The 26,798-nt window shown below is 63.5% G+C and carries 23 protein-coding genes; 18 read left to right on the top strand and 5 right to left on the bottom strand.

Features of this window, described 5'->3' with window-relative positions:
- Positions 1-3 precede the first annotated feature (3 nt).
- A complete protein-coding gene (locus Q0603_RS11750; RefSeq protein ID WP_298725820.1) occupies positions 4-375 on the top strand; it encodes a hypothetical protein in 372 nt (123 codons plus the stop codon).
- Here the strand turns inward: Q0603_RS11750 and bioB are convergent.
- Positions 355-1,410, bottom strand: coding sequence for a biotin synthase BioB (gene bioB / locus Q0603_RS11745; protein WP_298725818.1), 1,056 nt, complete (start codon positions 1,408-1,410; stop codon positions 355-357). The two genes, Q0603_RS11750 and bioB, sit on opposite strands and share 21 nt — an antisense overlap.
- A 113-nt stretch (positions 1,411-1,523) precedes the next feature.
- On the opposite strand from bioB, the gene Q0603_RS11740 reads away from it, so the two are divergent.
- On the top strand, positions 1,524-2,192 hold the full coding sequence (locus tag Q0603_RS11740) for a response regulator transcription factor (RefSeq protein ID WP_298725816.1): 669 nt from the start codon (positions 1,524-1,526) through the stop codon (positions 2,190-2,192).
- A 17-nt stretch (positions 2,193-2,209) separates the two neighbouring features.
- Here Q0603_RS11740 and Q0603_RS11735 read toward each other — a convergent pair whose 3' ends face one another.
- Positions 2,210-6,034: a NahK/ErcS family hybrid sensor histidine kinase/response regulator gene (locus Q0603_RS11735; protein WP_298725814.1), complete on the bottom strand. Its 3,825-nt coding sequence runs from the start codon at positions 6,032-6,034 to the stop codon at positions 2,210-2,212.
- A gap of 35 nt (positions 6,035-6,069) precedes the next feature.
- Between Q0603_RS11735 and mtgA the strand changes: the two genes are divergently transcribed.
- Together mtgA and Q0603_RS11725 are read left to right on the top strand one after the other, a co-directional pair.
- Complete coding sequence (gene mtgA / locus Q0603_RS11730) at positions 6,070-6,807, top strand: monofunctional biosynthetic peptidoglycan transglycosylase (RefSeq protein ID WP_298725812.1); 738 nt, start codon at positions 6,070-6,072, stop codon at positions 6,805-6,807.
- A gap of 79 nt (positions 6,808-6,886) precedes the next feature.
- On the top strand, positions 6,887-8,404 hold the full coding sequence (locus tag Q0603_RS11725; RefSeq protein ID WP_298725809.1) for a malonyl-CoA synthase: 1,518 nt from the start codon (positions 6,887-6,889) through the stop codon (positions 8,402-8,404).
- A gap of 328 nt (positions 8,405-8,732) precedes the next feature.
- On the opposite strand, the gene Q0603_RS11720 is transcribed toward Q0603_RS11725, so the two are convergent.
- Positions 8,733-9,170 carry a GNAT family N-acetyltransferase gene (locus Q0603_RS11720; RefSeq protein ID WP_298725807.1) on the bottom strand — a complete coding sequence of 146 codons (438 nt, stop codon included), beginning with the start codon at positions 9,168-9,170 and terminating at the stop codon, positions 8,733-8,735.
- Between the two features lie 312 nt (positions 9,171-9,482).
- Here Q0603_RS11720 and Q0603_RS11715 point away from each other — a divergent pair, with 312 nt between their 5' ends.
- Together Q0603_RS11715 and Q0603_RS11710 are read left to right on the top strand one after the other, a co-directional pair.
- Entirely contained in the window at positions 9,483-9,905 is a 423-nt protein-coding gene (locus Q0603_RS11715) for a hypothetical protein (RefSeq protein ID WP_298725805.1), read from the top strand.
- Between the two features lie 201 nt (positions 9,906-10,106).
- Positions 10,107-10,991 carry an alpha/beta hydrolase gene (locus tag Q0603_RS11710; protein WP_298725803.1) on the top strand — a complete coding sequence of 295 codons (885 nt, stop codon included), beginning with the start codon at positions 10,107-10,109 and terminating at the stop codon, positions 10,989-10,991.
- On the opposite strand, the gene Q0603_RS11705 is transcribed toward Q0603_RS11710, so the two are convergent.
- Positions 10,988-11,587, bottom strand: a complete 600-nt coding sequence (locus Q0603_RS11705; RefSeq protein ID WP_298725802.1) for a TetR/AcrR family transcriptional regulator — start codon at positions 11,585-11,587, stop codon at positions 10,988-10,990. The genes Q0603_RS11710 and Q0603_RS11705 overlap by 4 nt on opposite strands.
- A gap of 79 nt (positions 11,588-11,666) precedes the next feature.
- Between Q0603_RS11705 and Q0603_RS11700 the strand changes: the two genes are divergently transcribed.
- Both Q0603_RS11700 and Q0603_RS11695 read left to right on the top strand, forming a co-directional pair.
- Positions 11,667-12,419 (top strand): NIPSNAP family protein, encoded by a 753-nt coding sequence (locus tag Q0603_RS11700; RefSeq protein ID WP_298725800.1) that lies wholly within the window; start codon positions 11,667-11,669, stop codon positions 12,417-12,419.
- A 111-nt stretch (positions 12,420-12,530) separates the two neighbouring features.
- Positions 12,531-13,037 (top strand): ferritin-like domain-containing protein, encoded by a 507-nt coding sequence (locus tag Q0603_RS11695; RefSeq protein ID WP_298725798.1) that lies wholly within the window; start codon positions 12,531-12,533, stop codon positions 13,035-13,037.
- Between the two features lie 6 nt (positions 13,038-13,043).
- On the opposite strand, the gene Q0603_RS11690 is transcribed toward Q0603_RS11695, so the two are convergent.
- Positions 13,044-14,129 (bottom strand): YihY/virulence factor BrkB family protein, encoded by a 1,086-nt coding sequence (locus tag Q0603_RS11690; protein ID WP_298725796.1) that lies wholly within the window; start codon positions 14,127-14,129, stop codon positions 13,044-13,046.
- Between the two features lie 251 nt (positions 14,130-14,380).
- Between Q0603_RS11690 and Q0603_RS11685 the strand changes: the two genes are divergently transcribed.
- The 10 genes from Q0603_RS11685 to Q0603_RS11640 all read left to right on the top strand — a co-directional run bounded on the left by Q0603_RS11685 (position 14,381) and on the right by Q0603_RS11640 (position 26,773).
- Positions 14,381-15,106: a response regulator gene (locus Q0603_RS11685; protein ID WP_298725794.1), complete on the top strand. Its 726-nt coding sequence runs from the start codon at positions 14,381-14,383 to the stop codon at positions 15,104-15,106.
- The gene (locus tag Q0603_RS11680; RefSeq protein ID WP_298725792.1) at positions 15,103-16,110 is read left to right on the top strand and encodes an ATP-binding protein; all 1,008 of its coding nucleotides are present in this window, start codon (positions 15,103-15,105) and stop codon (positions 16,108-16,110) included. Before Q0603_RS11685 ends, Q0603_RS11680 begins: the two co-directional genes overlap by 4 nt.
- Positions 16,111-16,475: 365 nt before the next feature.
- Complete coding sequence (gene flgE / locus Q0603_RS11675; RefSeq protein ID WP_298725790.1) at positions 16,476-17,810, top strand: flagellar hook protein FlgE; 1,335 nt, start codon at positions 16,476-16,478, stop codon at positions 17,808-17,810.
- A 40-nt stretch (positions 17,811-17,850) separates the two neighbouring features.
- Positions 17,851-19,260 carry a flagellar hook-associated protein FlgK gene (flgK, locus tag Q0603_RS11670; protein WP_298725788.1) on the top strand — a complete coding sequence of 470 codons (1,410 nt, stop codon included), beginning with the start codon at positions 17,851-17,853 and terminating at the stop codon, positions 19,258-19,260.
- A gap of 2 nt (positions 19,261-19,262) precedes the next feature.
- Positions 19,263-20,291: a hypothetical protein gene (locus Q0603_RS11665; protein ID WP_298725786.1), complete on the top strand. Its 1,029-nt coding sequence runs from the start codon at positions 19,263-19,265 to the stop codon at positions 20,289-20,291.
- A 294-nt stretch (positions 20,292-20,585) separates the two neighbouring features.
- Positions 20,586-22,418: a gamma-glutamyltransferase family protein gene (locus Q0603_RS11660; protein ID WP_298725784.1), complete on the top strand. Its 1,833-nt coding sequence runs from the start codon at positions 20,586-20,588 to the stop codon at positions 22,416-22,418.
- Positions 22,419-22,440: 22 nt separating this feature from the next.
- Positions 22,441-23,181 (top strand): DUF1028 domain-containing protein, encoded by a 741-nt coding sequence (locus tag Q0603_RS11655; RefSeq protein WP_298725782.1) that lies wholly within the window; start codon positions 22,441-22,443, stop codon positions 23,179-23,181.
- Positions 23,181-24,149 carry an ABC transporter ATP-binding protein gene (locus Q0603_RS11650; RefSeq protein WP_298725780.1) on the top strand — a complete coding sequence of 323 codons (969 nt, stop codon included), beginning with the start codon at positions 23,181-23,183 and terminating at the stop codon, positions 24,147-24,149. Before Q0603_RS11655 ends, Q0603_RS11650 begins: the two co-directional genes overlap by 1 nt.
- A gap of 10 nt (positions 24,150-24,159) precedes the next feature.
- The gene (locus Q0603_RS11645) at positions 24,160-25,221 is read left to right on the top strand and encodes a dipeptide ABC transporter ATP-binding protein (protein ID WP_298725778.1); all 1,062 of its coding nucleotides are present in this window, start codon (positions 24,160-24,162) and stop codon (positions 25,219-25,221) included.
- A gap of 43 nt (positions 25,222-25,264) precedes the next feature.
- A complete protein-coding gene (locus Q0603_RS11640; protein ID WP_298725776.1) occupies positions 25,265-26,773 on the top strand; it encodes an ABC transporter substrate-binding protein in 1,509 nt (502 codons plus the stop codon).
- Positions 26,774-26,798: the final 25 nt, after the last annotated feature.

The raw sequence follows: 26,798 nt of genomic DNA, 5'->3' as shown, positions 1-26,798 counted from the left end.
GCCATGGCGAGCGGCCACAAGCTTGCGCTCGGCTTCTTCATTGCCGTCGCGCTGCTCTGGGCCGCCGCTTTCGGCCTGACGCTCAGCCAGGCGGAACTGCCGCCCGATGCCAGCGGCCGGGTGATCGCGGTCTATCCGTTCCGCTGGAGCGGCGCGGCCAGCACGGCTGCGGCCATGCGCACCGAGGCGCGCCTGGTGCGCGAGACCTGGCTGCCGAACATCCTGGAGCTGGCGTCCGACGAGCCTGGTTTCGTTGCGCGGCTGCAGCAGGAAGGCGCGATCGGCGTGTATCGCGCCCAGCCTTTCACCTTGTTCACGCTGTCGGGCTGCACAGGCATGCCGCCGGGCCCGCTGTCACTGCGCCGCCTCGGCTGACTCGATCTCGGCGGTGGAGTAGGGCATCGCCTCGATGCCCAGCTTGGCAAACAGCGCCTGATCGCGATCCTGTTCCGGATTTTTGGTCGTCAGCAGCTTCTCGCCGATGAAGATGGAATTTGCGCCAGCCAGGAAGCACAGCGCCTGCAGTTCATCACTCATCTGCTCACGACCGGCCGAAAGGCGGACCATCGATTTCGGCATGATGATGCGCGCGACAGCAATCGTGCGCACGAACTCGATGCCATCCACCCGGGCGCTGTCGCCCAGCGGCGTGCCTTTCACCTGCACCAGCATGTTGATTGGCACGCTCTCGGGATGAACGGGCAGGGTAGCAAGGCTGTGCAGAAGGCCGACACGATCTTCGGGCTTTTCGCCCAGACCGAGGATGCCGCCGCAGCAGACTTTCATGCCGGCATCGCGGACATGGGCGAGCGTGTCGAGACGGTCCTGATACGTCCGGGTGGTGACCACCTGGCCATAATATTCGGGCGAGGTGTCCAGGTTATGATTGTAATAATCGAGGCCGGCTTCATTCAGCCGCCTGGCCTGTTCGGGCGTCAGCATGCCCAGGGTGGCGCAGGTCTCCATCCCTAAGGCCTTCACGCCGCTGATCATCGCGCAGATCTTGTCGAGATCGCGATCCTTCGGGTTGCGCCAGGCGGCGCCCATGCAGAAGCGGCTGGCGCCGTTCGCCTTGGCGGCGCGGGCGGCGGCCAAGGTCGCCTCCACATCGATCAGCTTTTCGGCTTTCAGCCCGGTATCGAATTTGGCGCTCTGCGAGCAGTAGCCGCAATCTTCCGGACAGCCGCCGGTCTTGATGCTGAGCAGGGTGCTCATCTGCACCTGCGTGGCGGAGAAATGCCGGCGATGCACCTGCTGCGCAAGGAAGAGAAGGTCGTTGAATGGCAGGTTGAATAGCTCCGCGATTTCCGCACGGCTCCAGTCATGACGGGGAGCTGCCGCGGCGCAGCGGTCTTTCAAAGCCTCGATATCCCCAACCGTGTTATCCACAGCAATTTTGGCATCGTTCATCGCAGGCTCCATGTTTTTGCATCTGCACTAGCCCGCCGCACGTGTGACTGTCCAGTCTTCCGGAGCGCGCTCCATCTTGCCGCACGCCAGACTGTGGTTTACCCTCAGCAACCATGACGGGAGCAGGTAAGGCCGGCACAGAACCGGCACTCACAATCATCATTGCCGACGATCACCCTCTGGTCCGCGAAGCATTGGGACAGGCCTTGCGACAGGCCATGAACGGTGTGGTCATTGTTGGCGCCGCCAATCTCGATGAGGCGCGTGCCGCCCTCGATGAGCATGACAGCGTCGACCTTCTGATCCTGGATCTCGATATGCCCGGGATGGATGGCTTTGTGGGTCTCGCCTCGGTGCGCGCCAGTTACCCGGCGGTGCCTGTCGCGATTGTGTCCTCAACGCGTGAGCCGGCGGTGATGCGGCGGGCCATTGAATTCGGCGCTGCGGCTTTTGTGCCGAAATCCGCCGCGCTGGAGACCATCGCCAGCGCTTTGCAATCGGTGCTGGATGGCGAGGTCTGGCTGCCGCCGGAGATGATGGGCGATGACGAAAGCTCGGTTCCGGACGACTTTGCACGACGTGTGAGCGAATTGACGCCGCAGCAATTGCGCGTGCTGACCCTGCTCAGCCAGGGCAAGCTCAACAAGCAGATCGCGCACGAGCTTTCGGTCGGCGAAGCGACGGTCAAGGCGCATGTGACGGCGATCCTGAAGAAGCTTGGCGTGCGCAGCCGCACGCAGGCCGTCATCGCCGCGCGGCATTTCTCCATCGATACGGTTTAGGCGTTACGCTCCGGCGATCAGTCGCCGGTTTCGGCCAGCGGACCGGCAGGCCGGCGCCGCTGGCTGATCAGGGCGCGCAAGGCGGCCGGCCGCACCGGCTTGTGCAACACATCGACGCCCATCGCTGCCGCGCGCTGGCGCATGTCCTGGCTGCGGTCAGCGGTGATCAGGATGGCGGGGATTCTCTGGCCCCAGTCGCGGCGCAGCAGAGCAATCGCCTCCAGCCCGTCGGGTGCGCCTTCGTCCAGATGCAGATCCGCCAGGATCACATCAGGGCTGCGGCCCGCCGCCGCCACTTCCTGACGCGCGGCTTCTACTGAATCCACCGCCGCTACGGTGCAGGACCAGCCTTCCAGCAGCGTGGTCATGGCTTCGCGCACGCCGGCCTCGTTTTCGATGCACAGCATGAAGCTGCCGCTCAGCGAGCCGGTAATGACGTCCGGAACGCTGGGCGAGACCGCCGGCTGCACGGGCTCCACGGCGGCCCGCGGCACGGTGATGGAAAAGATCGAGCCATGACCAACCCGCGACCGCAGGCCGATCGGGCTTTCCAGTTTCCGCGCGATGCGCTCGACGATGGCAAGGCCAAGGCCCAATCCGCGCTCGGCGGCATCGCCGCCATGGTTGAGCCGTGCGAATTCCTGGAAGATGACCTCGCGCTTGTCGTCGGGAATGCCGGGACCGTTATCGCAGACTTCGATGCGCACCGCGTTGCCGACACGGCGGCATCCGATCAGAACGCGGCGGTCGCTGCGATCCGCGCGGGTATAGCGGATCGCGTTGGCGACGAAGTTCTGCAGCACGCGGCGCAGCAGCGACGGATCGGTGCTGATGGTTGCGGATGTCGGCACCAGTCTCAGCGTCACGCCATTGCGTGCCGCCAGCGGCGCGAAAGCGGCGGTCAGCGAGTCGAGCAGCGGCCCCAGCGCAACGGGCCGGACTTCGGGTTTGACCTGGCCGGCATCCAGTTTCGAGATGTCGAGCAGCGCATCGAGCAGGGCTTCTACCGCGCCCAGGCCATGGTCGATCTTCGAGACCAGAGGATTATCCGGCTCGCGTTCGGCCAGCGCAGCGGTGAACAGCCGGGCGGCGTGCAGCGGCTGCAGCAGATCGTGGCTGGCTGCGGCGAGGAAGCGGGTCTTGCCCAGATTGGCGGCTTCGGCATCGGCGCGCGAATGCTCCAGTTCCTGCACGGCAAGCTGCAATTCGGCGGTGCGCTCGGCCACGCGGCGCTCCAGCCCTTCATAGGCGGCCCGCAGCGCCGCATCGGCGCGGCGCCGTTCGGTGATGTCCTGATACAGCAGGAAGAAGCCGAGCACCTGGCCTTTCTCGTCGATATGCGGAATGTAAGTTCCGTGCGCTACTTCGATATTGGCGTCGTTGGGCTCGAATTCCATGTCGAAGCTCTGCCGCTCGCCGGCCAGCGCCGCGTCGATGCGCGGCTTCAGGCGCTGATAGCGTTCGGGCGACAGCATCTCCTGTATGGTGTGGCCCTCGATCTCCACATGCATCAGGTTAAGTGCGCGGCGGAACAGCACATTGGCGAAGCGATAGCGCTCCTGATTGTCGACATAGGCGATCAGCACCGGCACGTTGTCGGTATAGACGCGCATCGCGCGCTCCGAATCGCGCAAGGCTTCGGCCGCCCGCACGCGTTCGCTGATATCGGTGCAGGTCGCGACGAAGCCGCCATCCGGCATGGGATCAATGCGGATTTCGATGACTTTGCCGTCCGGCCGGCGCTGTTCCAGGATGCGCGATCCTGCCGCGCCGGAGGACAGCATGGCAATCAGTTCCGGCGCTGCATCGCCAGCCAGTTCCTGCAGCGGTGTGCCGATCTCCGCGCGGTTGACCGGCAATCCCAGCAGATCGAAGAAGCGGTCGTTCCAGGCGGCAAGCTGGCCGTCGCGGTCGAACACGCCAAGGCCCTGGCTGATATGGTCGAGCGTGGTGCGCAGCAGATCAAAATTGTGCCGGATCGCTTCCGACGCCTCGCCCAGCATGGCGCGTGCGGCGCGCGGGCTGAGCAGGTTCTTGCCCCGCGCCGATGCCATGACGATGCGCGCCGAAGCCGCGCCGATGGCGCCGCCCAGCAGATGCTCGGTGAACGCCATCGCCTCGGCCGGGCTCATCCGCCGTCCGGCAAAGGCGCGGTCGGCGCGTTCCGGACCGATGAAGCGGGCAGCCAGCGCGCGCAGCTCATCGATCCGCGGATCATGCAGATCAGCATCGAAATCGGCCGCAGGCAGGCTTTCGCCGCCGGAGGTGAAGATCACGGCCTGCTCGACATCGCGGCTGGTGGATCGCGAAGCCAGCGAGACGGTGATCAGCAGCAGCAGGTTGACCATGACGCTGGCCACGAAGCCCTGCAGGATCGGATCGAAGCCGTCGATCGGCGGCGGCAGCAAATCGGTCAGCGGCGCGGTCAGCGCCTGGCCGGATGCAGCACCTTCGATCGAAGGCAGGACCAGGGCGTAGAACCACACGGCAAAGCCGGCCAGCAGGCCGATGATGACGCCATGCCGATGCGCGCCGCGCCAGTACAGGCCCAGCAGCAGCGCGGGCGCGAAATTCGCCACCGCACAGAACGAGATCATGCCCATGGAAGCCAGCGGCAGATAGCCGGCGATCCAGGTGTGATAGATATAGGCGGCGACCAGGATGACCACGACGGCAGCGCGGCGGACATTCAGCACGATCTGGCCGACCTCGCGGGAGCCGCCGGCGCGCGAGCGCAGCAGGAAGGGGGTCACCAGTTCGTTGGAGACCATGGTCGACAGCGCCATGCAGGCGACGATCACCATCGAAGTTGCCGCTGACAGGCCGCCGATGAAGGCAAAGACCGACAGCGCCACCTGATCTGACATCAAGGGAATGGTGATCACGAACAGGTCAGGATTGCTTTCTGAGTCGGACAGCAGCAGACCGGCAGCGGCAATCGGCATCACGAAAAGATTGATGGCGACGAGATAGATCGGGAACAGCCAGCGCGCCGCCTTCAGGCTGCTGGTATCGCCATTCTCCACCACGGCGACATGAAACTGCCGGGGCAGGCAGAGGAAGGCGAAGGCCGACAGGAAGGTCATCGCGATCCAGCTGGTGCCGAAATTGCCGCTTAGCTGCTCGGCCAGGGCCGGACTTGCCTGCACGCGCTGCAGCAGGTCGGTGCCGGAATCGAACACGCCATAGACAATGAAGAATCCGACCGCAAGGAAGGCCGCGAGCTTCACCAGCGATTCAAAGGCGATGGCTAGCATCATGCCGCGATGCTGCTCGGTCGCCTGCACATGGCGCACGCCGAACAGGATGGTGAACAGCGCCATGATGCCGGCGACGAACATGGCGGTATCGCGCCAGGGCGGCGGCAGGCTGGCATTGAGCAGATGCGCCATGTCGCTGCCCACCAGCACCTCGAAAGTGACGCTGACCGCCTGCATCTGCAGCGAGATGTAGGGCAGCACGCCGATCACCGCGAACAGCGTGACCAGCACCGCGACGGCGCGGCTTTTGCCGTAGCGGGAGCCGATGAAGTCGGCAATCGAAGTCACGTTCTGCCGCTTGGCCACCGCGATCATCTTGCCCATCACCGGATAGCCAAGGGTAATGGCCAGAACCGGCCCGACATAAATCAGGATGAAGTCGGGCCCAGAGAGGGCCGCGCGGCCGACCGAGCCGTAGAAGGTCCAGGAGGTGCAGTAGATTGCCAGCGACAGCGCGTAGATAGTGGCGCCGCTGCGGCCCTGGTACCAGCGTGGCGCCAGCCGGTCGCCCAGATGGGCGATGGCAAACAGCAGCCCGAGATACCCGAGCGACAAAAGCAGGATGGCACTGCCCTGCAACATGCGTTTTCTCCCCGTTCCAGTGAGTTAACCCTGTCATGCTGCTGCTGTCCACCGGCTTTGAACGGTTGCGCGGACCGCTTTGGCGGGCTTTTCTGCTACGGATGAAACTGATTTTCCGCCTGGTGAAGGCCGTCCTGATCCTGCTGCTGGTCTTCTGGGGCGGCGGTCTGCTGCTGTTCAGATTCGTCGATCCGCCCGCCACGCCGCTGATGGTGATGCGCAGCATCGAGCGTGGCGAACTGGTGCGCCAGGATTCGGTTGCGCTGCGGGCCATTGCGCCCGCCCTGGTGCAGGCGGTGATCGCCGCCGAAGACAGCCGCTTCTGCATGCATCGCGGCATCGATCTTGGTGCGGTGCGGGAAGCGCTGGAGGATTACGAGGAGACCGGCCGCCTGCGCGGCGCCAGCACGATCACCATGCAGGTGGCGCGCAACCTGTTCCTCTGGCCCGGCGGCGGCTTTGTTCGCAAGGCAATCGAGGCGCCGCTGGCGTTGGCACTGGACGCGCTCTGGCCCAAGCGGCGTATCATGGAGGTGTATCTCAACATTGCCGAGATGGGCGATGGCCTGTTCGGCGCCGAGGCGGCGGCCCGCGCGCATTTCAAAAAGCCGGCAGCGCGGTTATCCACGGCCGAGGCGGTCCGGCTTGCCGCGGTGCTGCCCAGTCCGGTGCGCTGGAGCGCCGCCCGCCCGACGGCTTATGTCGAGCGCCGCACGGCGATCATCCAGGCCCGCATGGCGCAGCTGAACCGGCAGCAGCTCGACTGCCTGTAACTCTTGCTTCCGTAACACTTGCGCCGATGCCGCCACGGCGATTTATTGCAGTCAAACCAACGAGGAAACCCCGGCTGCCATGTCAGACAATCTCTATACGCTGATCCGCTCCCGCATCGCCGACCCGGCCAAGACCTTCATCGAAACCGGCGACGGCCGCATTTTCACCTATCAGGACACCTTTGCCCTGGCGCAGCGTTTCGCCAATGCGCTGGTGGAGCTTGGCGTGCAGCCGGGCGACCGCGTGGCAGTGCAGGTGGACAAGTCGGCCGAGGCGCTGATCCTGTATCTCGGCGTGATCGCTGCCGGCGCCATCTACCTGCCGCTGAATGTGGGCTATACGCTGACCGAGCTGGAATATTTCATCGGCGATGCCGAGCCGCGCGTCGTGGTCTGCCGCCCCAGCGTCGAAAAGGATCTGGCGCCGATCGCCAAGAAGCTTGGCGTGGCGCATTGCCTGACCCTGGGTGCCAACGGCGATGGCAGCCTGATGGACAAGGCGAAGGCGGCAGCTGCGACCTTTGCCGAAGTGCCGCGCAAGGCCGACGATCTGGCAGCGATCCTCTACACCTCGGGCACCACCGGGCGTTCGAAGGGTGCGATGCTGAGCCACCGCAATCTTGCGTCCAATGCACTGACGCTCGTCGATTACTGGCGCTTCACCCGCGACGACGTGCTGCTGCACGCGCTGCCGATCTTCCACACGCATGGGCTTTTCGTCGCCAGCAACGTCATCCTGCTGGCTGGTGCCTCGATGATCTTCCTGTCGAAATTCGATGCCGACGAGGTGATCAAGCATCTGCCGCGCGCGACTTCGATGATGGGCGTGCCGACCTTCTATGTGCGCCTGCTGCAGCATCCGGCGCTGACCAAGGATCTGGTCAAGCATATCCGGCTGTTCGTCTCTGGCTCGGCGCCGCTGCTGGCCGATACGCATAAGGAATGGGAGGCCCGCACCGGCCACCGCATCCTCGAGCGCTATGGCATGACCGAAACCAACATGAATACCTCGAACCCCTATGACGGCGACCGCATTGCCGGCACGGTGGGCTTCCCGCTGCCTGGCGTGGAGCTGCGCATCGCTGATCCGGAGAGCGGCAAGCTGCTGCCGCAGGGTGAGATCGGCATGATCGAGGTGAAGGGCCCGAACGTGTTCCAGGGCTACTGGCGCATGCCCGAAAAGACCGCAGCCGAGTTCCGTCCGGACGGTTTCTTCATCACCGGCGACCTCGGCAAGATCGACGAGCGCGGCTATGTGCATATCGTCGGCCGCGGCAAGGACCTGATCATCTCGGGCGGCTACAACGTCTATCCGAAGGAAGTCGAAACCGAGATCGACAGCCTGCCGGGCGTGGTGGAATCCGCCGTGATTGGCGTTGCCCATCCCGATTTCGGCGAAGGCGTCACCGCCGTGGTGGTGAAAGAGAAGGGCGCGACGCTGGACGAAACCGCCGTGCTCAGGGCGCTGGATGGCCGGCTGGCCAAGTTCAAGCTGCCCAAGCGGGTCTTCTTCGTCGACGACCTGCCGCGCAATACCATGGGCAAGGTGCAGAAGAACCTGCTGCGCGATCAGTACAAGGATCTGTACACGCGCTGAGATCCGGCGAGCCGGAACGGTGCCGCCGCGCGCCGCTTCGGTTCTTTGACCGGTTCATCCAATACCGGCCGGGACCGCTAAAGCCCGGCCGGAGCTGTTTCGCGCCGTTCGACCCATTCCGGTCCATTGCGGTTCGCTTGGAACCGTTTGGGTTGTTTCGAAATCGTTCTGCTTCCGCAGCTACCCGGGCTCTCATGCCTTCGCAGGGCCTCCGGCGGCTTCCCGGGCGTGCAGGATGCGTCGCTTTGCATGGCGCTTTCCATAATGTATGCGCGAGTGAGATTTAGGATTGCCGACAGCGCAAAAAGAACATGCAGGGAACAATTTTTTAATCGAGATCGCGCCGCCAGTAGATGGCGCCGTTGCGGCACCACGGCTTGGAGGGGACATAGGTCTTGTAGCCGCAGGCGATCAGCGTGTTGGACGAGGCCGGGTTGGTGGGCACCGTATCAGTCAGCATCCAATGCCAGCCGAGGCTGCGCGCCTTGCGCTCACGCACACGGATCAGCCGCTTCTGCAAGCCATTGCCGCGATGGCCAGGTGCCACGCCGACACGGCAGAGATAGCCGGTCTGCGCAAAGCGCGATGACGGCCACAGGCCGGCAAAGCCGATGGGCTTGTCGTTCTCGCCATTCCAGGCCAGCCACCACCATCCGCCATCGGTGCGGATCGGCACTTCGCCGGGGAAGGCGATCAGATGCAGCCGGTTGATCATGGTCGCAATATCAGGGTCGCAACCGTCCACCTCGCGGATGCGGTAATGCATGGCTCCTCCTCCTGCGACCAGCCCCTCCACTGGGCGACCGGCAAGATTGGGCGCGGTCTTGCGCTTTTTCGGAACGCCAGGGTCTTGGGGCGGCCCGGGCGATGAGCAAAACGGCGAAGCGGGGGCGGCTGTTCCGGCGCCACATGCGGCGCTGCTGTGACAATCGCTAACCCCTAATGCCGCCATCATAAATACCAGCCACCCGCGATTGGGGGCAGCCACCGATGCTGCCGCAAATCGCAAATCCCTCCGCTGACTGAGGAACAAAGACACGGACGCCGTGGTTGTACCGCCATCTCTACGGGGGATTCGATGCGGAAGTATTACTACGTCATTGAGCAGGACGATCTTTGGTATATCCGTGTACGCGGCAAAATTTATGGCGGTTATCTGGTAAAAGAGCAGGCATTGCGTCACGCCATCAATTCCGCGCAGCATTCGGCGGCCGAGGCCTATGTCGTCGTTCATCAACCGGGCGGCGATTACCGGGTCGAATGGGCTAACAGCAAGGCCGCCAATGGTCATCATGTCGGCGCATCGCTGCAGATGCAGCCCGCCTGGCGCCCGGTGGGCGGCCTCACGGACTTTCCGAAAACACGCCGCGTCGTGCGTCTGCCGCAACGGGCAGGCGATGCAGCGGCTGCAGCTCCTGCAATGGGCGACCGCATGTCGCCTCCGCCGCTGCTCGTGCTGACGAAACCGGCTGGCTGTACAGGATCGACGACGGAAGTCTAAGCCGGCTTGCCCCGATGGCGACGGGCGCCCTATAAACGTGCTGTCATCAGCATAACCGTATTCATTCGCTCGCCATGCCCCGCGTCCATTAGCGACTTTCCCAGAACCGCTTTCATCAGCCGGTACGGCGCTCGCGCCGTGCTGCGCAGGTTCGCGGCCAGCCTCTGCCGGCCGCATGGGAATTGCTAAAGGATTCGGACCATGTCCAACGACATTCATCCGGCTCGATCCGCAGGCGGCGTTCTGCGTTCGGGGCCATTCTCTCTGCAGTACAAGGTGGAAGGCCGCGGCCGCCCGGTTCTGGTGGTTGGCAGCGTGCTCTATTATCCGCGCACCTTCTCGGCGGCTTTACGGCAGCATCTGCAGCTTGCCTTCGTCGATCATCGCGGCTTTGCGCCTCTGACGGAGCCCGCCAATGAACCGGTCACGGCTGCTGACTTCGCTTTTGAAACCGTGCTTGAGGATATCGAGCGGCTGCGGGCGCATCTTGGCTTGGGCAAAATCGTCATCCTCGGCCATTCCGGCCATGGCTACATGGCTCTGGAATATGCCAAGCGCTATCCGAAGCATGTCTCGCATGTGGTGATGATCGCCACCGGGCCGAGCCATAATGCGGAGCATATGACGATGGCCGAGCGGCATTGGCAGGAAGCCGTCTGCCCAGCGCGCAAGGCCAAGCTGGAGCGGGAGATGGCGCAGCTGCCGGCCGATCTGGCGGCAGCGCCGGAGAAACGCTTCATCGCCTTCTGCCTGCGCATGGGGGCGCGAAGCTGGCACGACCATGATTTCGATGCCGCGCCGCTTTGGGATGGCGTGCATGTCAACATGGCCGGCTTCGATCATCTCTGGGGCGAGGTGTTCCGCGACATCGACATCACGCGCGGGCTGGAGGCGCTGGACATTCCGGTGCTGCTGGCGCTGGGCCGGTTCGATTATCTCGTCGCGCCTTATGAAGCCTGGACGCCGTACCGGCCGCTCTTCCGCGATCTCACGGTACGCGTCTTCGATCGCAGCAGCCATACGCCGCAGCTGGAAGAAAGCGAGGCTTTCGATTCCGTGCTGCTGGAGTGGCTGAAAAGCCGCTAGCGCCGTATCGGCAGGGCCTGCGCCAGTTGTTTGGCGCAGGCCCTGATCGGCGCGGTATCTTGTTCAGTCTTGGCGAGCGCGAGCGCGCCGGAGAAGGTGGCGACCACGAAGGTTGCCAGGGCTTCGGGATCGACATCCTTGTTTCGCTCATCGCGCAGCTTCTGCGCGATGGCATCGCGCCAGGCCTGGAACACGCCATGCAGCGCCTGGCGGAAATCGGCATCGGCGAGCGACAGTTCGATGGCGAGGTTGTTGACCGGGCAGCCCAGCACGCGGCCGCGCTGATCCAGTTCGGCAATGGTGCCTTTGAAGACGGTGCGGATTCCCTCGGCTGCAGATTTCGCGGCCTGCACCGGCTGGATCCAGGTTTCTTCGACTTGGCGGAAGACACGCTCTTTGATCACCGCCATGCCGAGCGCCTTCTTGGTGGCGAAGTGATGATGCAGCGCGCCGCCGGTGACGCCGGCTTCAGCCTGGATGTCATGCATGCTGGTGGCGTGATAGCCGCGCGACTGAAACAGCTCCGCCGCAATGTCGAGAATGCGCCGGCGCAGTCCTTCCGGGTCGTTGGTGCGTTTGCTGGGGCGTTTTGCCATGGCCGAATTTTATCAGATTGACAAAACAGGACAACTGTCCTGTTATAAACAGGACGATTGACCTGTTTTGGAGGAAACGATGTCCACGCCCACCGCTTCGCCCGTCTCTTCGCCAATTGCTTCCCCGGCCGCTCCGGCCTCGTGTGGCATAGTGGAACTGCGCCAGTACACCCTGCATCCCGGCAGCCGAGATGCGATGATCACGCTGTTCGACCGTGAATTCGTCGAGACTCAGGAAGCGGTGGGAATGACGATCATCGGCCAGTTCCGCGATTTGGACGATCCGAACCGCTTCGTCTGGCTGCGCGGCTTTCCCGACATGGCCGCGCGCGGCGAGGCGCTGACGGCTTTCTATGTTCATGGCGAGGCGTGGAAGACCCACCGCGCTGCCGCCCGGGCCACGATGGTGGACACGACCAATGCGCTGCTGTTGCGCCCGGCTCAGCCGGATTCAGGTTTCAAGCTTCCGCCGGCCAGCCAGCGCCCGGGACCGCAGGCCGAGCAGCGGCCGCAGAGCATCGTCATGGCCGAAATCTGCTATCTCGATGCGCCAGCGGCGAATGACTTCGTCACCGCAGCCGAGCAGGTAGTAAGGTCAAAGCTTGTGGATGCTGGCGCAAGGCTGCTGGCCTGCCTGGTGACGGAAGCCAGCGAAAATACTTTTCCTGCCCTGCCGGTGCGGGAAGGCGAATATGTCTTCATCTGGTTCGCGAGCTTCCCCAATACGGAGACCTGCAAGGCACTTCCGCCCGCAGCATTGCTTGAGGATCGCCCGATTATCCGCAGCGAACGCCTGCGCCTGGCGCCGACAGCGCGATCGCTTCTGGTTTGACAAAGCATCACAAAGACGCTGCTGACTTTCCCTTAAGGCCGGCATTGGAACCGTCCCAATCCTTCCGGGTTTGGCTGGGAGTGAACTCCCTAGCCCAACCTGGAGGCCGCTATGAGCAACCCAAAGGATAACCTACTCGACTGGCTGCGCGATGCGCACGCGATGGAAGAGCAGGCTGAGCAGATGCTGACCCGGCTGGCTGGCCGGATTCAGAACTATCCGGAGCTGAAGGCACGGATCGAGCGTCATATCGAGGAAACGCGGCGGCAGGCCGGCGTGGTGCGGCAATGCATCAAGCGCTGCGGCGGCGACACCTCGACCCTGAAGGATGCCGCCGGCAAGGTGATGGCCTTCGCCCAGGGCATCAGCGGCGTCTTCGCCGAGGACGAAATCGTCAAGGGCACGCTTGCCAGCTATACCTTTGAGCATATGGAGATCGCCTCATACCGCATCCTGATCGCTGCGGCCCAGGAATGCGGCGACCGGCAGACGGCCACCGACTGCGAGCTGATCCTCAAGGAGGAGATCGCGATGGCCGACTGGCTGGAGCAAAACATGCCAGCGATCACCCAGCGCTTCCTGCAGCGCAAGCTGGCCGATGTCGAGGCGAAGCACTAATCGCCATTAATCGCGCGCGGGCCCGATGCTGTCGGCCACTCGGGCCCCGCGCCATCCCATCGGCCGCGACGGACCTTCCGTCGTATCGTGCATGGTCTGATGCTCCATTTCGGCATCGAGCTCTGCGCCAAGAAGCACGACCAGCGCCGACAGCCAGATCCAGGTCATGAAACCGATCACCGCGCCGAGCGAGCCGTAGGTCTTGTTGAAGCTGCCGAAATTCTCCGCATACCAGGAGAAGAGAATCGATGCAGCGATCCACAGGAAGGCGGCCAGCACGCTGCCCCAGCTTACCCAGCGCCATTGCGCCTTGTCGCGGCTCGGGCCGTAGCGGTAGACCACGGCAAGCGCAAAGGCGATGGCGGCGAACAGCACCGGCCAGCGCAGGATGTCGATCAGGTCGGCGGTCTTGCCCAGTCCGATGAAATCGAGCGCAAGCGGCAGCACGATGATGACGCCGAGCGCGACCAGCACGAAGACCACGCCGCCGATGGTGAACAACAGCGACAGCGCGTTCAGCTTGAAGAAGCCGCGCTTTTCTTCCTCGTGGTAGACGACGTTGAGGGCGTCAAACATCGCCTTGGTGCCTTTGTTGGCGCTCCACAGCGACACCAGAAAGCTGAAAAGAAAGGTCAGCCCCAGGGCCTGGCGGCCTTGGGAGGCAACATGGTCGATCTGCCCCTGGATGACATCGACGCCGCCGCCAGGAACGAAATCGGCGATGGTGCCGATGTGATCGGCGATGGTGGCGGGATCGGCGAAGAAGCCGTAGAGCGAGACTAAAGCTGCGATGGCGGGGAACAGCGCCAGCAGGGAATAGAAGGCGATGCCGGCGGCAACGGCAACGAGACGGTCCTTGCCGAGGCTGTCGTAGATACGCAGGAAGATGTCTTTCCAGCCGCGCCGCTCGATCTGCCACGGGGTCCTGGCATGGCGGCCGCGATCTCCACCAGCATTCTCTCCAGCATTGTCTGATGCAACGTCATGTCCGAGCGTTTGGCTGGCGGGGCGTGACAGAAAGCCACCGACGGCGATCGCACCAAGGCTGGCGGCAGCGATCCATAGCGGCCATCGTGATAGAGAGAGCGGCATCGCGATCTGTTTGTTACCGATGAAATAAGGTGAATCGATCTTTAACCAACACGGCGCGGCGTGCGGTGTTCCCGTTGCATTGGCACTGCAATGGCGTACGAAGCCGCGCAGTCTGTCATCATCGTAAATGCAGCGTTTACTATAGTTGGTGTTTGCAACATTCCGTTACAAACCAAATCTTCCGATTGAGCGTTGGCGCTGGCATTATGCCGCGACTTCGAGACGCAAACATAAGACGACTGACTCAATCCATGTCGCGCAGCCCGCATATTCTGATCGTCGATGATGACCGGGAGATTCGGACTCTGCTGATGCGGTTTCTGGCCGAGCACGGTTTCCGCGTAACGCCCGCCGCCGATGGACGCGGCATGATGGCAGCATTGAAGAACGGCCGCTTCGATCTGATCGTGCTCGATCTCATGCTGCCCGGCGAAGACGGCTTGCAGCTTTGCCGCAAAGTACGCCAGGAACTGCCGGTGCCGATCCTGATGCTGACGGCCTTGTCCGGCGAAGCCGACCGCATTGCCGGTCTGGAGATCGGCGCCGACGATTATCTGACCAAGCCGTTCAGCCCGCGCGAACTGGTGGCGCGCATCCGTGCCATCCTGCGCCGTGCCGCCACGGCCTCGGCCAGCGAAAGGGACCGCCCGCTCGCCTATGCCTTCGCCAACTGGTTGCTGGAAATCGGCAAGCGGCATCTGCGGGCGTCCGATGGCACGTTGCTGCCGCTGACTTCGGGGGAGTTCGATCTGCTGCTGGCTTTTGCCGAGCATCCGCAGCGCGTGCTGAGCCGCGAGCAGCTGCTTGATCTGACGCGCGGTCGCTCCAGCGTGCTGTTCGACCGCAGCATCGACGTTCAGGTCAGCCGCCTGCGCCGCAAGATCGAAGTCGATCCGAACCTGCCCGAACTGATCAAGACCGTCCGCAGCGGCGGCTACATCTTCACGCCGGATGTCAGGGCGCTGCAATCCGCATGATCGAAGGCCTCAAGCGTCGTCTGCGACAGCTTGGCAGCGATCGCATTGTCTGGCGGATTGCCGGCGCAATTCTTCTCGCCGTTCTTTCTACGCAGGCCGCGACGCTTGGCATCGAGGGTTTTGCTGCCAGCGGCATGATTTCTCCCCGGGCGGTGGCGGTTCTATGGGCGACGGCAACTCTGCTCATCGTCGGCAGCCTGGCGCTGTGGTCGACGCGGCGCCTGCTGCAGCCCTTGAAAGGGGTGATGGCCGCGGCGCAGGGCTGGCGGGCCGAGCAGGCGCCGAAGCCGATCCCCGAACGCGGCCCGGTGGAATTCCGCGGCATCTCGGCGGCCTTCAATGCGATGCAGGAGGAGATCAGCCGTTTCGTGCGGCATCGTTCGGAACTGATCATCGCGCTGTCGCATGATCTGCGCACACCGCTGACCAGGCTGCAACTGCGCGCCGAATATATCGAGGATGCCGAGCAGCGGCAGCGCATGCTGGACGAACTGCATTTCATGCAGATGCTGACCGACCAGCTTTTAGCCTTCGCCTCTTTCGATTCGCAAAGCGAACCAACCGAGAAGGTGGATCTGGCGGTGCTGCTGAGCAGCCTGTGCGACGACCGTACCGATGCGGGCGCGGTGATCGAGTATGCCGGTCCGCCGCATCTGGCGATCCATTGCCGGCCGACGGCGATCAGGCGCGCGCTGATGAACCTGATCGATAACGCGATCAAGTACAGCGACTATGCCTATGTCGCGCTGAACCCGCAGGCGACGGGCGTGCAGATCTTTGTGCGCGACAGCGGCCCGGGCATACTGGAAGCCGATCTGCCGCGGGTGTTCGAGCCTTTCTATCGCGTGGAAGCCTCGCGCAACCGCGAGACCGGTGGGCTCGGCATGGGCCTGAGCGTGGCGCGAGCCATCATCATCGAGCATCGCGGCCGCATTGCCCTGCGCAACCGGCAGCCGCATGGGCTGGAAGTCGAGATCTTCCTGCCCGGAAACAGCCTGGCTTAAAGCAAAACATCCATCGGCTATGTCGGCGAACTGCTGCGCGAAAGATGCCGCGCCGGCGCTGAAATTGTATTGCAATTGTTCTTTACAACCGTTGTGCCGGGTGTTTGCAACCGTGCAAAGTGTTAAGATTTGTTGCCTGACACATGCAAGACATAATGTGTCCTGTAACGGTAAATACTTATAAACAAGAATATTTTTCCCTAGGCGCGGCAGACGTTGCCGGTTTTGTTGCGGGCAATCGTTAACGCGGCTTTACGCTTTGGCAAGAAATCGCGGAAGACCAAGGTTGTAGGATAAGAGTCGCAAACCGGCATGCTCCTTGCTCCCGGGGATCGCAGGATCACCCGCAGCAAAGGACACGCATCATGTCGATTTCAGGCGCCATGCAGACCGCGATCTCCGGCCTCAACGGCCAGTCGACCGCGATCGGCTACATCTCGGACAACGTCGCCAATGCCAGCACCATCGGCTACAAGAAGGTGGAATCGCGGTTCCAGACGCTGATCACCAGTTCCAGCGCACAGGCGAACACGCATTCCCCGGGCGGCGTGCTGAACCAGCCTTATTTCACCAACAGCGCTCAGGGCTCGATCACCCAGGTCTCGTCGACGACCTCCATTGCGATCAGCGGCAATGGCTTCATTCCCGTCTCCAAGCAGACCGGCATCAATCCCGCCACCGGGCAGCCGATTTTCGAGACGACCTCCTATTACACCCGGGTCGGCGACTTCACGCAGAATTCGAAGGGCTATCTGGTCAACTCGTCGGGCTATTACCTGCGAGGCTGGGTGGTCGATCCGGTCACCGGCGCGGTCGATACGTCGCGGACGACGGAGGTGCAGGTTTCCAACCTGCTCGATGCGCCGGTGGCGACCAGCAAGGTGGATTATGCCGCCAATCTGCCGTCGAACATCACGAATGCTGAAGGCGAGTTGCCGGCGACGCTGCCGGCCAGCTCGATCCCGATTTATGACGCGCTCGGGAATGAGCGCACGCTCAACCTGATCTGGACGCGCGTCGGGGAAGGGCAGTGGACACTGGAAGTCACCTGCCCGGGCAGCACGCCGGAAAGCTTCGGCCCGGCGGAGGTGCAGTTCAGCGGCGAGATCGACGGCGAGGCTGTTCCTGCCGGCACATTATCGTTCCTGGGGTCCGATGGCGGTCTGAACGGCGTCGTCGCCGCGCTCAACGGCGACGCGTCCTTCAACTTCCAGCTCGATTTCGGCCATGGTCCGCAGGAGATGAGGCTGGATCTGGGATCGTTCGGCAACAATGCCGGCACCACGCAATATGCCGGCGACACGCTGACACTGAACGACTTCCATCAGAACGGAGTGCCGCAGGGCACGTTCAAGAGCCTGTCCATCGATGAGGATGGCTTTGTCTCGGTCACGTTCGATAACGGCAACGTCAAGACCTTCTATCAGATCCCGATCGCCAAGTTCCGCGATCCCAGCGAACTGGATCGCGTCAACGGCAACGCCTTCGTCGCCACGCCGAATTCAGGCGCGGCCATCCTGGTGCCATCCGGATCGAGCGGCGCAGGCTCGTATGTATCGGCCGCCATCGAAGCGTCGAATGTCGATATCGCGGAGGAATTCTCCAAGCTGATCGTCGCCCAGCGGGCTTATTCGGCGAATGCCAAAATCATCACGGCATCCGACGAACTGCTCCAGGAAACCATCAATATCCGCCGCTGATGGAGGCCGCCATGACGCTTGAAGCCAGAGGAGGGCCGCCATGTCGCTGACGGCTGCCTTGAACACCGCGGTAGCGGGTCTGACGACGATCCAGTCGCATACCAGCATCGTCTCCGCCAATATCGCCAATGCGCAGAATGCCGATTACACGCGCAAGATCGTCAACCTGACGACGCCTACAGCCGGGGGGCAGCCCCAGGCCGCGCTGATCGCCAGCATCGTGCGGGCGGCGGCGCCCGAGCTGCAGCGCGACATCTACAATGCCGCCGCCAGCCACCAGCAACTGGCGAGGGCTGTGGATAACGCCCGGACCCTGGCCGAGGCGCTGGATGCGACCAACGCCACCGGCGGCCAGGCAACGCTTCAAAGCCTGCTGACCAATTTCGAGAATGCCTGGAAGCAGCTGGAAGCAACGCCGGAAGATACGGCATTGAAGGCTCTGGTGGTTCAGCGCGGGCAGGAATTGACGGCAGAGCTGCATCGCCTTGCCGGGCTGCGCAGCAATCTTGAGCATAATGCCCAGCAAAGGCTGCAAAGCGATGTCGCGACGCTCAACGAGGCGGCGAGGAATGTCGAGGCGCTGAACGCCAAGATCATCAGCCAGAAGGCCGCCGGCATGCCGACGGGCGATCTGGAGGATCTGCGGGATGCGGAAGCAGCCAAGATCGCCGGCCTCGTCGGCATCCGCACCATGGTGGACGATACCGGGCGGATGTCGATCTATACCGATACCGGCACGCAGATCGTGGGCGTCAGTGCGCAGCGGTTCAGTTACGATCCAGCAAGCGGCAGGATCTCGACTGCCGGCGGGCTCGATGTGACTGCCGGCTTCCGCACCGGATCGATCCGGGCGGAACTGAATTATCTCGATGGCAGCGCGGCAGCACTGACCAGCTCGGATGCCAATCGCGGCACACTGGCGAAATTCTTCAACCAGATCGACTCGCTGGCGGTGAATGTCGCCAATGTCGTCAACGCGGCCTATGACGATCCGGACACCGCCGAGGCCGAACAGTTTTTCACCTTCGATCCGGCCAATCCGTCCGGCAGCATCGTCGTAAATGCCGCGTTGGCGGCGGCGCCAGCAAACCTGGATGCGGCGCGTGCCGGCGCCGTACAGCAGGCGATGCGCAACACCACGCTGACGGCGGCGGAGATCAATCCAGCCGGCGATCCGAACGGCCTGCATATATCGAACGTCAATATCTTCGGCCTGACCAGCGGCATCCTCTCCTACCATTCCAGGATCACCAGGGAGAATGAAGACAACCGCGATACGGCGGAGAGCCTGCGATACGCGCTGGACCAGAAGTACCGCAACCTGACCGGCGTGAATGTCGATAACGAACTCGCCGATCTGCAGGTGCTGCAGTCGAACTATGCAGCGCTGGCGCAGGTCATGAGCGCGATTACCGAAATGTTCGACCAAATGATCAATATCGGGAGGTAGCCATGGTGGCCGTGACGGGAACTTCGCAACTGGCGCGCCAGATGGCGCTGACGCGTAACATCAGTCTGCTGAACACGATGCTGAACATCCAGAGTCAGCAATTGGCGAGCGGCCTGAAAGCCGACGGGCTGATCGGAGTCGCCGCCCAGTCGCAGGAACTGGGGCAGCTCAAGGCCAGCCTCGGCACGATGGAGACATATGCCGCCGGCACGCAGACAGCGCTGAACCGGGTGAAGCTCGCAGCCTTGTCCATTGAAAGGATCATCGATCTGGCGACCGATGCCCAGACGATGATGATCCAGAACCGCGATCCCTATTTCGCATCGACGTCGCAGCCGGCTGCGCAGACGAATACGCTGCTGGACCAGATCGGTGGCATCCTGCAGGTCAGGGATGGCAACCGCTATATCTTCTCGGCGGCCAATCCGACCGATAATCCCCTGAATGGCCGGCTGTCGGATATCCCGACCACCTATGCCCCAGGCGCGATCCCCGGCATAACGCCGGGCTACGACGACCCGTTGCCGGTGGTCACCGACGGGGCAACCCTGCCGCAGCCGCCCTATCTCAATACCGGCGCGGCCGATCTGCAGAATTACTACGACCTCGATGAGGTTGGGCTTTATGTCAACGACAACGAGCGGGTGGCTTATGGCGTATCGGCGGTGGAGCCGGGCATGCAGCGCGTCATCGACGCCCTGGTGCGGTTCCGCGACGCCACTGCCGATATCGAAACCGATCCGGAGAATTACAAGCTGCGGGTCGACGATGCGCTCAAGCAGCTCAACACGGCCATTGCCGAACTGAAGCAGACCGCCTCGCGCAATGGCTACAAGCAGAAGCAATTGACCGAGGTGGCGAGCCGGCATGCGCGCAGCATCGATCTTTTGAAGATCAGGATCGCTTCCATCCAGGAGGCCGATCATGCGCAAGTCTCGGCCGCCATCGCCAGTATCCAGACGGTGCTGGAGGCAACTTATCTGGTCACGCGCAGCATGCTGTCGCTGTCGCTGGTAAACTATCTCCGCTAAGCCGAAACGGCGGCCGGTCCTCTTCCTCCCCCGACGAGGGCGCTGCCCAAGAGGGCGGCATGGCCGGCCGCCGCACGGCGGGACATCTTTTCCGGACACCTCTTTTTCTGAAATCTTTGCAGCCGGGTGCACGCGCAGAAGACGAGGCCTCGGGCGGTCGCCTGGCGCGCCGGCTTTTTTATCCACAGAAGCCGCTTCTTTGGCATGGGAAATGCTTGCTCTGTATACAACAAGCGAGCAAACTCGATATTTGCCTAAACATTAGACAAATACAGAGCCATCATGAGTGTCCAAATGACCAATCGGCCGCCATTTGCCTTCACCACCCGGCCGGAAATCAAAGGCAATTTCGGGGTTGTCGCCACCACGCACTGGATCGCCTCTGCGGCCGCCATGGGCGTGCTGGAGCGCGGCGGCAATGCGTTCGATGCCGCCGTGGTGGCCGGTTTCGTGCTGCATATGGCTGAGCCGCATCTGAACGGCGCGGGCGGCGATCTGCCGGCCCTGCTGTGGAGCGCGAAGAAGCAGAAGATCGAGGTGCTGTGCGGCCAGGGCCCGGCACCGCAGAAGGCGACGATCGAGCATTTCAAGTCGCTGGGGCTGGATCTCATTCCCGGCTCGGGCCTGCTGGCGCCCTGCGTACCTGGCGCGGTCGATGGCTGGCTGCTGATGCTGCGCGATTACGGCACCATCGATGTGGCCGAGGCTTTGGCGCCGGCGATCCATTATGCGCTGCAGGGTTGCCCGCTGGTGCCGCGCGTGATCGACACCATCGCGACGGTGAAGGAACTGTTCCGCGACGAATGGAAGACCTCGGCCGAGATCTGGCTGCCCAACGGGGACCTGCCGAAGAGCTTCGCGCTGTTCCGTCAGGAAAAGCTGGGCGCGACCTATACCAAGCTGGCACAGATCGCCAAGGATACGGCCGGCAGCCGCGAGCAGAAGATCGAAGCCGTGCGCAAGGCCTGGCGTGAAGGCTTCGTCGCCGAGGCCATCGACCGCTTCTGCCGCGAGACGGAAGCGATGGACGCTTCCGGCAGGCGGCATCGTGGCCTTTTGTCGGGCGACGACATGGCGAAATGGCAGGCGCATATCGAAGCCCCGCTGACTTACGATTACCGCGGCTGGACGGTGGCGAAATGCGGCCCCTGGAGCCAGGGCCCGGCTTTCCTGCAGCAACTGGCCCTGCTGAAGGGCTTCGATCTCGATGCCATGGACCCGGCCGGTCCAGACTTCATCCATGTCTTGGTCGAGGCCTCCAAACTGGCCTTCGCCGACCGCGAGGCATGGTATGGCGATCCGGATCATGTGGATGTGCCGATGCAGGCCCTGCTGTCGGATGCCTATAATGACGAGCGGCGCAAGCTGATCACGGATACGGCGTCGATGGAATTGCGGCCGGGCGATCCGACCGGCAAGGCCGCGAAGCTTGCTAGCGTCAAAGCGGGCGAAGCAGGCGGCGTCGGCATCGGCGAACCTACGGTGGGCCGTCTCGCCGGCAGCGATGGCGTCGTCAACAAGCGCGGCGCGGCCAGCGGCGATACCTGCCATATCGACGTGATCGACCGCTGGGGCAACATGGTGTCCGCGACGCCTTCGGGCGGCTGGCTGCAAAGCTCGCCGGCGATCCCCGAGCTTGGCTTCTGCCTCGGCACGCGCGCGCAGATGTTCTGGCTGGAAGAGGGCCTGCCGAACTCGCTCAAGCCCGGCAAGCGTCCGCGCACGACGCTGTCGCCTTCCATGGCCTTGAAGGATGGCAAGCCGGCTCTGGCCTTCGGGACGCCGGGTGGCGACCAGCAGGATCAGTGGTCGCCGCAACTGTTCCTCAAGGTCGCGCATTTCGGCATGAACCTGCAGGAAGCGATCGACTCGCCGGCCTGGCATTCGGAACACTTCCCCAGCTCCTTCTATCCGCGCGCGGCCAAGCCAGGCTATCTCGCGCTTGAAGGCCGCATGCCGAAGGAAACAATTGAGGCGCTGAAGGCGCGCGGCCATAAGGTGGAAGTCGGCGGCGACTGGTCGGAAGGCCGGCTCTGCGCCTGCGCGACGGAAGAAACGCCGGAAGGCACCATCCTGAAGGCGGGCGCCAATCCGCGCGGCATGCAGGGCTATGCCCTGGGCCGCTAAGGCAAAGCGCGGGGAAGAGAAGATGACCTGGTCGATCGTCGCGCGTGATCCTGCGAACGGCGCCTTCGGCGTCGCCGTGGCCTCGCGTTTCTTCGCGGTTGGAGCGCTTTGCCCGCATATTCGGGTTGGCAGCGGCGCACTGTCGACGCAGGCGCTGATCAACCCGACTTATGGCCCGCGCGGCCTGGCCCTGCTGGCCAGCGGCGCTTCGGCGGAAGAGGTGGTGGCGCAGCTGATCGTCTCGGACGAGGGCCGCGCCACGCGGCAATTGCATGTGGTGGACGCGCAGGGCCGCGCGGCGGTGCATACCGGCGCGGATTGCATCGGCTGGTGCGGTCATCGCAGCGGCGAGAATCTGTCGGTGGCGGGCAACATGCTGGCCGGACCCGATGTCGTCGCGGCAACCTACGACACCTTCCTGCAGTCTGCGTCATTGCCATTCGCCGAGCGTTTTCTGGCGGCGATGGAGGCGGGCGAGGCGGCCGGCGGCGACAAGCGCGGCAAGCAATCGGCCTGTCTGCTGATCCATACGACGGAAGATTATCCCGCGCTGTCGATCCGCGCCGACGATCATCCCGATCCGCTGGCCGAGCTGCGCCGGCTGTATCGCATCTCGCAGGGCCGCTATGCTGCCTTCATGCAATTCCTCGCCACGCGCGACAATCTCAGCGGTGTCTATGACCGCGCCGTCATTGAAGCCGAAGCGCAGCGGCGCGAGGCAGCGCTGAGAGATGAGGCCTCCGCCGGCAAGGAGCCTGCCTGATGGCATTGCTCGAGGTCGAAGATCTGCGCACCTATTTCGCGGCCGATGGCGGCGAATTCCGCGCGGTCGACGGCGTCAGCTTTTCCGTCGATGCAGGCAAGACGCTCGGGATCGTCGGCGAGAGCGGCTGCGGCAAGTCGGTGACCTCATTGACCGTGATGGGATTGCTGCCCCAGCGCACGGCGCGGATCGCGGGCGGCAGCATCCGCTTCGACGGCCGCGACCTTCTGGCGCTGGATGACAATGCCATGCGCGATCTGCGGGGCAATCGCCTGGCAATGATCTTCCAGGAGCCGATGACCTCGCTCAATCCGGCCTTCACCATCGGCGACCAGATCATGGAAGGCCTGCTGCGGCATAAGCGCCTGTCCAAGGCTGAGGCGCGTGAGCAGACCATCGAGATGCTGCGCAAGGTGCGGATTCCGGCGCCGGAGAAGCGCGTCGACGATTATCCGCATCAGTTGTCCGGCGGCATGCGGCAGCGCGCGATGATCGCCATGGCGCTGGCCTGCGGGCCGGAACTGCTGATCGCCGATGAGCCGACGACGGCGCTGGATGTTACCGTTCAGGCGCAGATCCTCGATCTCCTGAGGGATCTGCAGCGCGATCTCGGCACGGCAATCCTTTTGATCAGCCACGATATGGGGGTGATCGCCGAGATGGCTGATCATGTCGCGGTGATGTATGCTGGCCGGGTGGTCGAACAAGGGCCGGTGGCGCAGCTTTTCGATGTGCCGCAGCATCCCTATACGATCGGTCTGCTGGGCTCGATTCCGCGGCTCGATCAGACGAAGGAAAGGCTGGCCTCGATCGAAGGCAGTGTGCCCGACCCGCTCGATCCGCCGACGGGTTGCCGCTTCAATCCGCGTTGTCCGTTCGCCGACACGCAATGCCGCATGGCGGCACCAGAGCTGCGCGAGGTTCTGCCCGGCCATGCGGTGGCCTGCTGGAAGGCACCGCTCGCATGAGGAAACGGCGATGAGCAATCTTCTCGAAGTCCGCGGCCTCACCAAGCATTTCACGGCACGCACCAACTGGTTCGGCCGTCCGGTCAGTTTTGTCTCCGCCGTGGACGATGTCGGTTTCGATCTGGCGCATGGCGAGACCTTGAGCCTCGTCGGTGAGTCGGGCTGCGGGAAATCGACCACCGGGCGGCTGGTCCTGCGGCTGATCGATCCGACGGCCGGCAGCATCCGCTTCGATGGCCGCGACATCACGCGTCTGCAGGGCAGCGCGTTGCGCGACCTGCGCCGCGAGATGCAGCTCGTGTTCCAGGATCCTTACGCGTCGCTCAATCCGCGCATGACGGTTTATGACATCCTGGCCGAGCCGCTGATGCTGCACGGGCTGGTGCCGCCCGCCAAGCGCAAGGCGCGAGTGGAGGAACTGCTGGGCCTCGTCGGCCTGAGGGCCAGTCATGCCCGGCGCTATCCGCATGAATTCTCCGGCGGCCAGCGTCAGCGCATCGGCATTGCCCGCGCGCTTGCGGTGGAGCCGCATCTGATCGTCTGCGACGAAGCCGTATCTGCGCTGGATGTCTCGGTGCAGGCTCAGGTGCTGAACCTGCTGAAGGATCTGCAGGCGCGGCTTGGCATTGCGATGGTGTTCATCGCCCATGACCTGGCGGTGGTGCGGCATATCTCGCAGCGCATTGCGGTGATGTATCTTGGCCGCGTCGTCGAGATCGCGCCGGCCGCGGAACTGTTCGCCAAACCGCGGCATCCCTACACGCGCGCGCTGCTATCGGCCATTCCGGTGCCGCGGCCGAATGCGGCGCGCCAGCGCATGATCCTGTCGGGTGATGTGCCAAGCCCGATCGATCCGCCGGCAGGCTGCCGCTTTCACACGCGATGCCCGTTCGCTGTCGATCTTTGCCGCCAGAAGGTGCCGCAAATGGAGCAGACGGCGGCTGGACATAGCGTCGCCTGCCACCGCTGGCGCGAACTGCCCGAGGCTGCACCGCTGCCGGTCGAAAGCGCGGGCGAGGGTGCGGCACGGCTGGCACGGCTGCAGGCGCGTTTCACCGAAGTTTCACACTGAGTTTCGCAACGTGTTTGGGATCAATAAACAGAAAGAGGGGATCATGATCAGGACATCTGCTTTAGCCGCCTTATCGGCGGTGGTGCTGCTGGGCTCAGGCGCAGCCTCGGCGCAAACGCTGCGCTTCGGTCTGGCGGAGGACCCGGACGCTTTGGACCCGACGCTCGCCCGCACCTTTGTCGGCCGCGTCGTTTTCTCGGCCCTGTGCGACAAGCTGGTCGACATCTCGCCGGACCTGAAGGTGGTGCCGCAACTGGCCACCGAATGGAAATGGTCGGACGACAACAAGTCGCTGATCCTGAAGCTGCGCCCGAACGTTACTTTCCATGACGGCGAGAAGTTCGACGCCGAGGCGGTGAAGTACAATATCGAGCGCCACAAGACGATGCAGGGCTCGCAGCGCCGCGGCGAGCTTTCGGCCGTGACCAGCGTCGAGGTGGTCGATCCGCTGACGGTGAAGCTGAACACGGCCGCGCCGTTTGCGCCGCTGCTGGCGACCTTGACCGACCGCGCCGGCATGATGATCTCGCCGAAAGCGGGCAAGGCGCTGGGCGAGAAGTTCGCCACCGCGCCGGTCTGCGCCGGCCCGTTCAAGTTCGTCGAGCGCGTCGCGCAGGACCGTATCGTGCTGGAGAAGTACGACGGCTACTGGAACAAGGACAATGTGCATTTCCAGCGCATCGAGTTCCGGCCCTTCGTCGACGCTACCGTGCGCCTGGCCAACCTGCGCTCGGGCCAGCTTGACTTCATCGAGCGTCTGGCGGCCACCGATGCCAAGGCGGTGCAGAACGACAGCAAGCTGAAATTCGCCTCGATCACCGAGATCGGCTATTACGGCATTACCATCAACATCGGTAAGAGCGACAAGGCCAAGACCTCGGCGCTGGGCTCGAACCCGAAGATCCGCGAAGCCTTCGAACTGTCGCTGGACCGCAACGGCATCAACAAGGTGGTGTTCGACGGCCTGGCCACCCCGGGCAACCAGTGGGTTGCGCCGACCAACCCGGCCTATGCCAAGTCGGTGCCGATCCCGAAGCGTGACGTGGCCAAGGCCAAGCAGCTGCTGAAGGAAGCCGGCAATCCCAATCCGGTGGTCAACCTGGTTACCCCGACCACCACGGATGCCAGCAAGATCGCGCAGGTCGTGCAGGCGATGGCCAAGGACGCGGGCTTTGACGTGCGCATCCAGGCCACCGAATTCGCCACCTCGCTGAACATGGCCGACAAGGGCGATTTCGAGGCCTATATCCTGGCCTGGAGCGGCCGCCCCGATCCGGACGGCAACCTCTACTCCTTCCATGCCTGCAAGCAGCCGCTGAACTATTCCGGCCTGTGCAATCCGGCTCTGGATGAGATCCTCAACGACAGCCGCCTGACCACCGACATGGCGCAGCGCCAGGCTGCCTGGGAGAAGGCCGCGAAGATCATCAATGCAGAGCGGCCGATCATCTATCTGCTGCATCGCAAGTGGCTGTATGCTCACAGCGCCAAGCTGACCGGCTTCAAGGAATATCCGGACGGCTTGATCCGCTTCGTCGGCATGAAGATGTAAGTTGAACAGGGTTGCCGCTTCCGGG

This window comes from uncultured Ferrovibrio sp., from assembly GCF_937960835.1.
Lineage (GTDB): Bacteria > Pseudomonadota > Alphaproteobacteria > Ferrovibrionales > Ferrovibrionaceae > Ferrovibrio.
This window is presented reverse-complemented; position numbering and strand designations above follow the sequence as displayed.

Coding starts and splice junctions, on each gene's coding strand:
- Q0603_RS11750 (WP_298725820.1), top strand. CDS start 4: ATGGCGAGCGGCCACAAGCTTGCGCTCGGCTTCTTCATTGCCGTCGCG.
- bioB (WP_298725818.1), bottom strand. CDS start 1,410: ATGAACGATGCCAAAATTGCTGTGGATAACACGGTTGGGGATATCGAG.
- Q0603_RS11740 (WP_298725816.1), top strand. CDS start 1,524: ATGACGGGAGCAGGTAAGGCCGGCACAGAACCGGCACTCACAATCATC.
- Q0603_RS11735 (WP_298725814.1), bottom strand. CDS start 6,034: ATGTTGCAGGGCAGTGCCATCCTGCTTTTGTCGCTCGGGTATCTCGGG.
- mtgA (WP_298725812.1), top strand. CDS start 6,070: ATGCTGCTGCTGTCCACCGGCTTTGAACGGTTGCGCGGACCGCTTTGG.
- Q0603_RS11725 (WP_298725809.1), top strand. CDS start 6,887: ATGTCAGACAATCTCTATACGCTGATCCGCTCCCGCATCGCCGACCCG.
- Q0603_RS11720 (WP_298725807.1), bottom strand. CDS start 9,170: ATGCATTACCGCATCCGCGAGGTGGACGGTTGCGACCCTGATATTGCG.
- Q0603_RS11715 (WP_298725805.1), top strand. CDS start 9,483: ATGCGGAAGTATTACTACGTCATTGAGCAGGACGATCTTTGGTATATC.
- Q0603_RS11710 (WP_298725803.1), top strand. CDS start 10,107: ATGTCCAACGACATTCATCCGGCTCGATCCGCAGGCGGCGTTCTGCGT.
- Q0603_RS11705 (WP_298725802.1), bottom strand. CDS start 11,587: ATGGCAAAACGCCCCAGCAAACGCACCAACGACCCGGAAGGACTGCGC.
- Q0603_RS11700 (WP_298725800.1), top strand. CDS start 11,667: ATGTCCACGCCCACCGCTTCGCCCGTCTCTTCGCCAATTGCTTCCCCG.
- Q0603_RS11695 (WP_298725798.1), top strand. CDS start 12,531: ATGAGCAACCCAAAGGATAACCTACTCGACTGGCTGCGCGATGCGCAC.
- Q0603_RS11690 (WP_298725796.1), bottom strand. CDS start 14,129: ATGCCGCTCTCTCTATCACGATGGCCGCTATGGATCGCTGCCGCCAGC.
- Q0603_RS11685 (WP_298725794.1), top strand. CDS start 14,381: ATGTCGCGCAGCCCGCATATTCTGATCGTCGATGATGACCGGGAGATT.
- Q0603_RS11680 (WP_298725792.1), top strand. CDS start 15,103: ATGATCGAAGGCCTCAAGCGTCGTCTGCGACAGCTTGGCAGCGATCGC.
- flgE (WP_298725790.1), top strand. CDS start 16,476: ATGTCGATTTCAGGCGCCATGCAGACCGCGATCTCCGGCCTCAACGGC.
- flgK (WP_298725788.1), top strand. CDS start 17,851: ATGTCGCTGACGGCTGCCTTGAACACCGCGGTAGCGGGTCTGACGACG.
- Q0603_RS11665 (WP_298725786.1), top strand. CDS start 19,263: ATGGTGGCCGTGACGGGAACTTCGCAACTGGCGCGCCAGATGGCGCTG.
- Q0603_RS11660 (WP_298725784.1), top strand. CDS start 20,586: ATGACCAATCGGCCGCCATTTGCCTTCACCACCCGGCCGGAAATCAAA.
- Q0603_RS11655 (WP_298725782.1), top strand. CDS start 22,441: ATGACCTGGTCGATCGTCGCGCGTGATCCTGCGAACGGCGCCTTCGGC.
- Q0603_RS11650 (WP_298725780.1), top strand. CDS start 23,181: ATGGCATTGCTCGAGGTCGAAGATCTGCGCACCTATTTCGCGGCCGAT.
- Q0603_RS11645 (WP_298725778.1), top strand. CDS start 24,160: ATGAGCAATCTTCTCGAAGTCCGCGGCCTCACCAAGCATTTCACGGCA.
- Q0603_RS11640 (WP_298725776.1), top strand. CDS start 25,265: ATGATCAGGACATCTGCTTTAGCCGCCTTATCGGCGGTGGTGCTGCTG.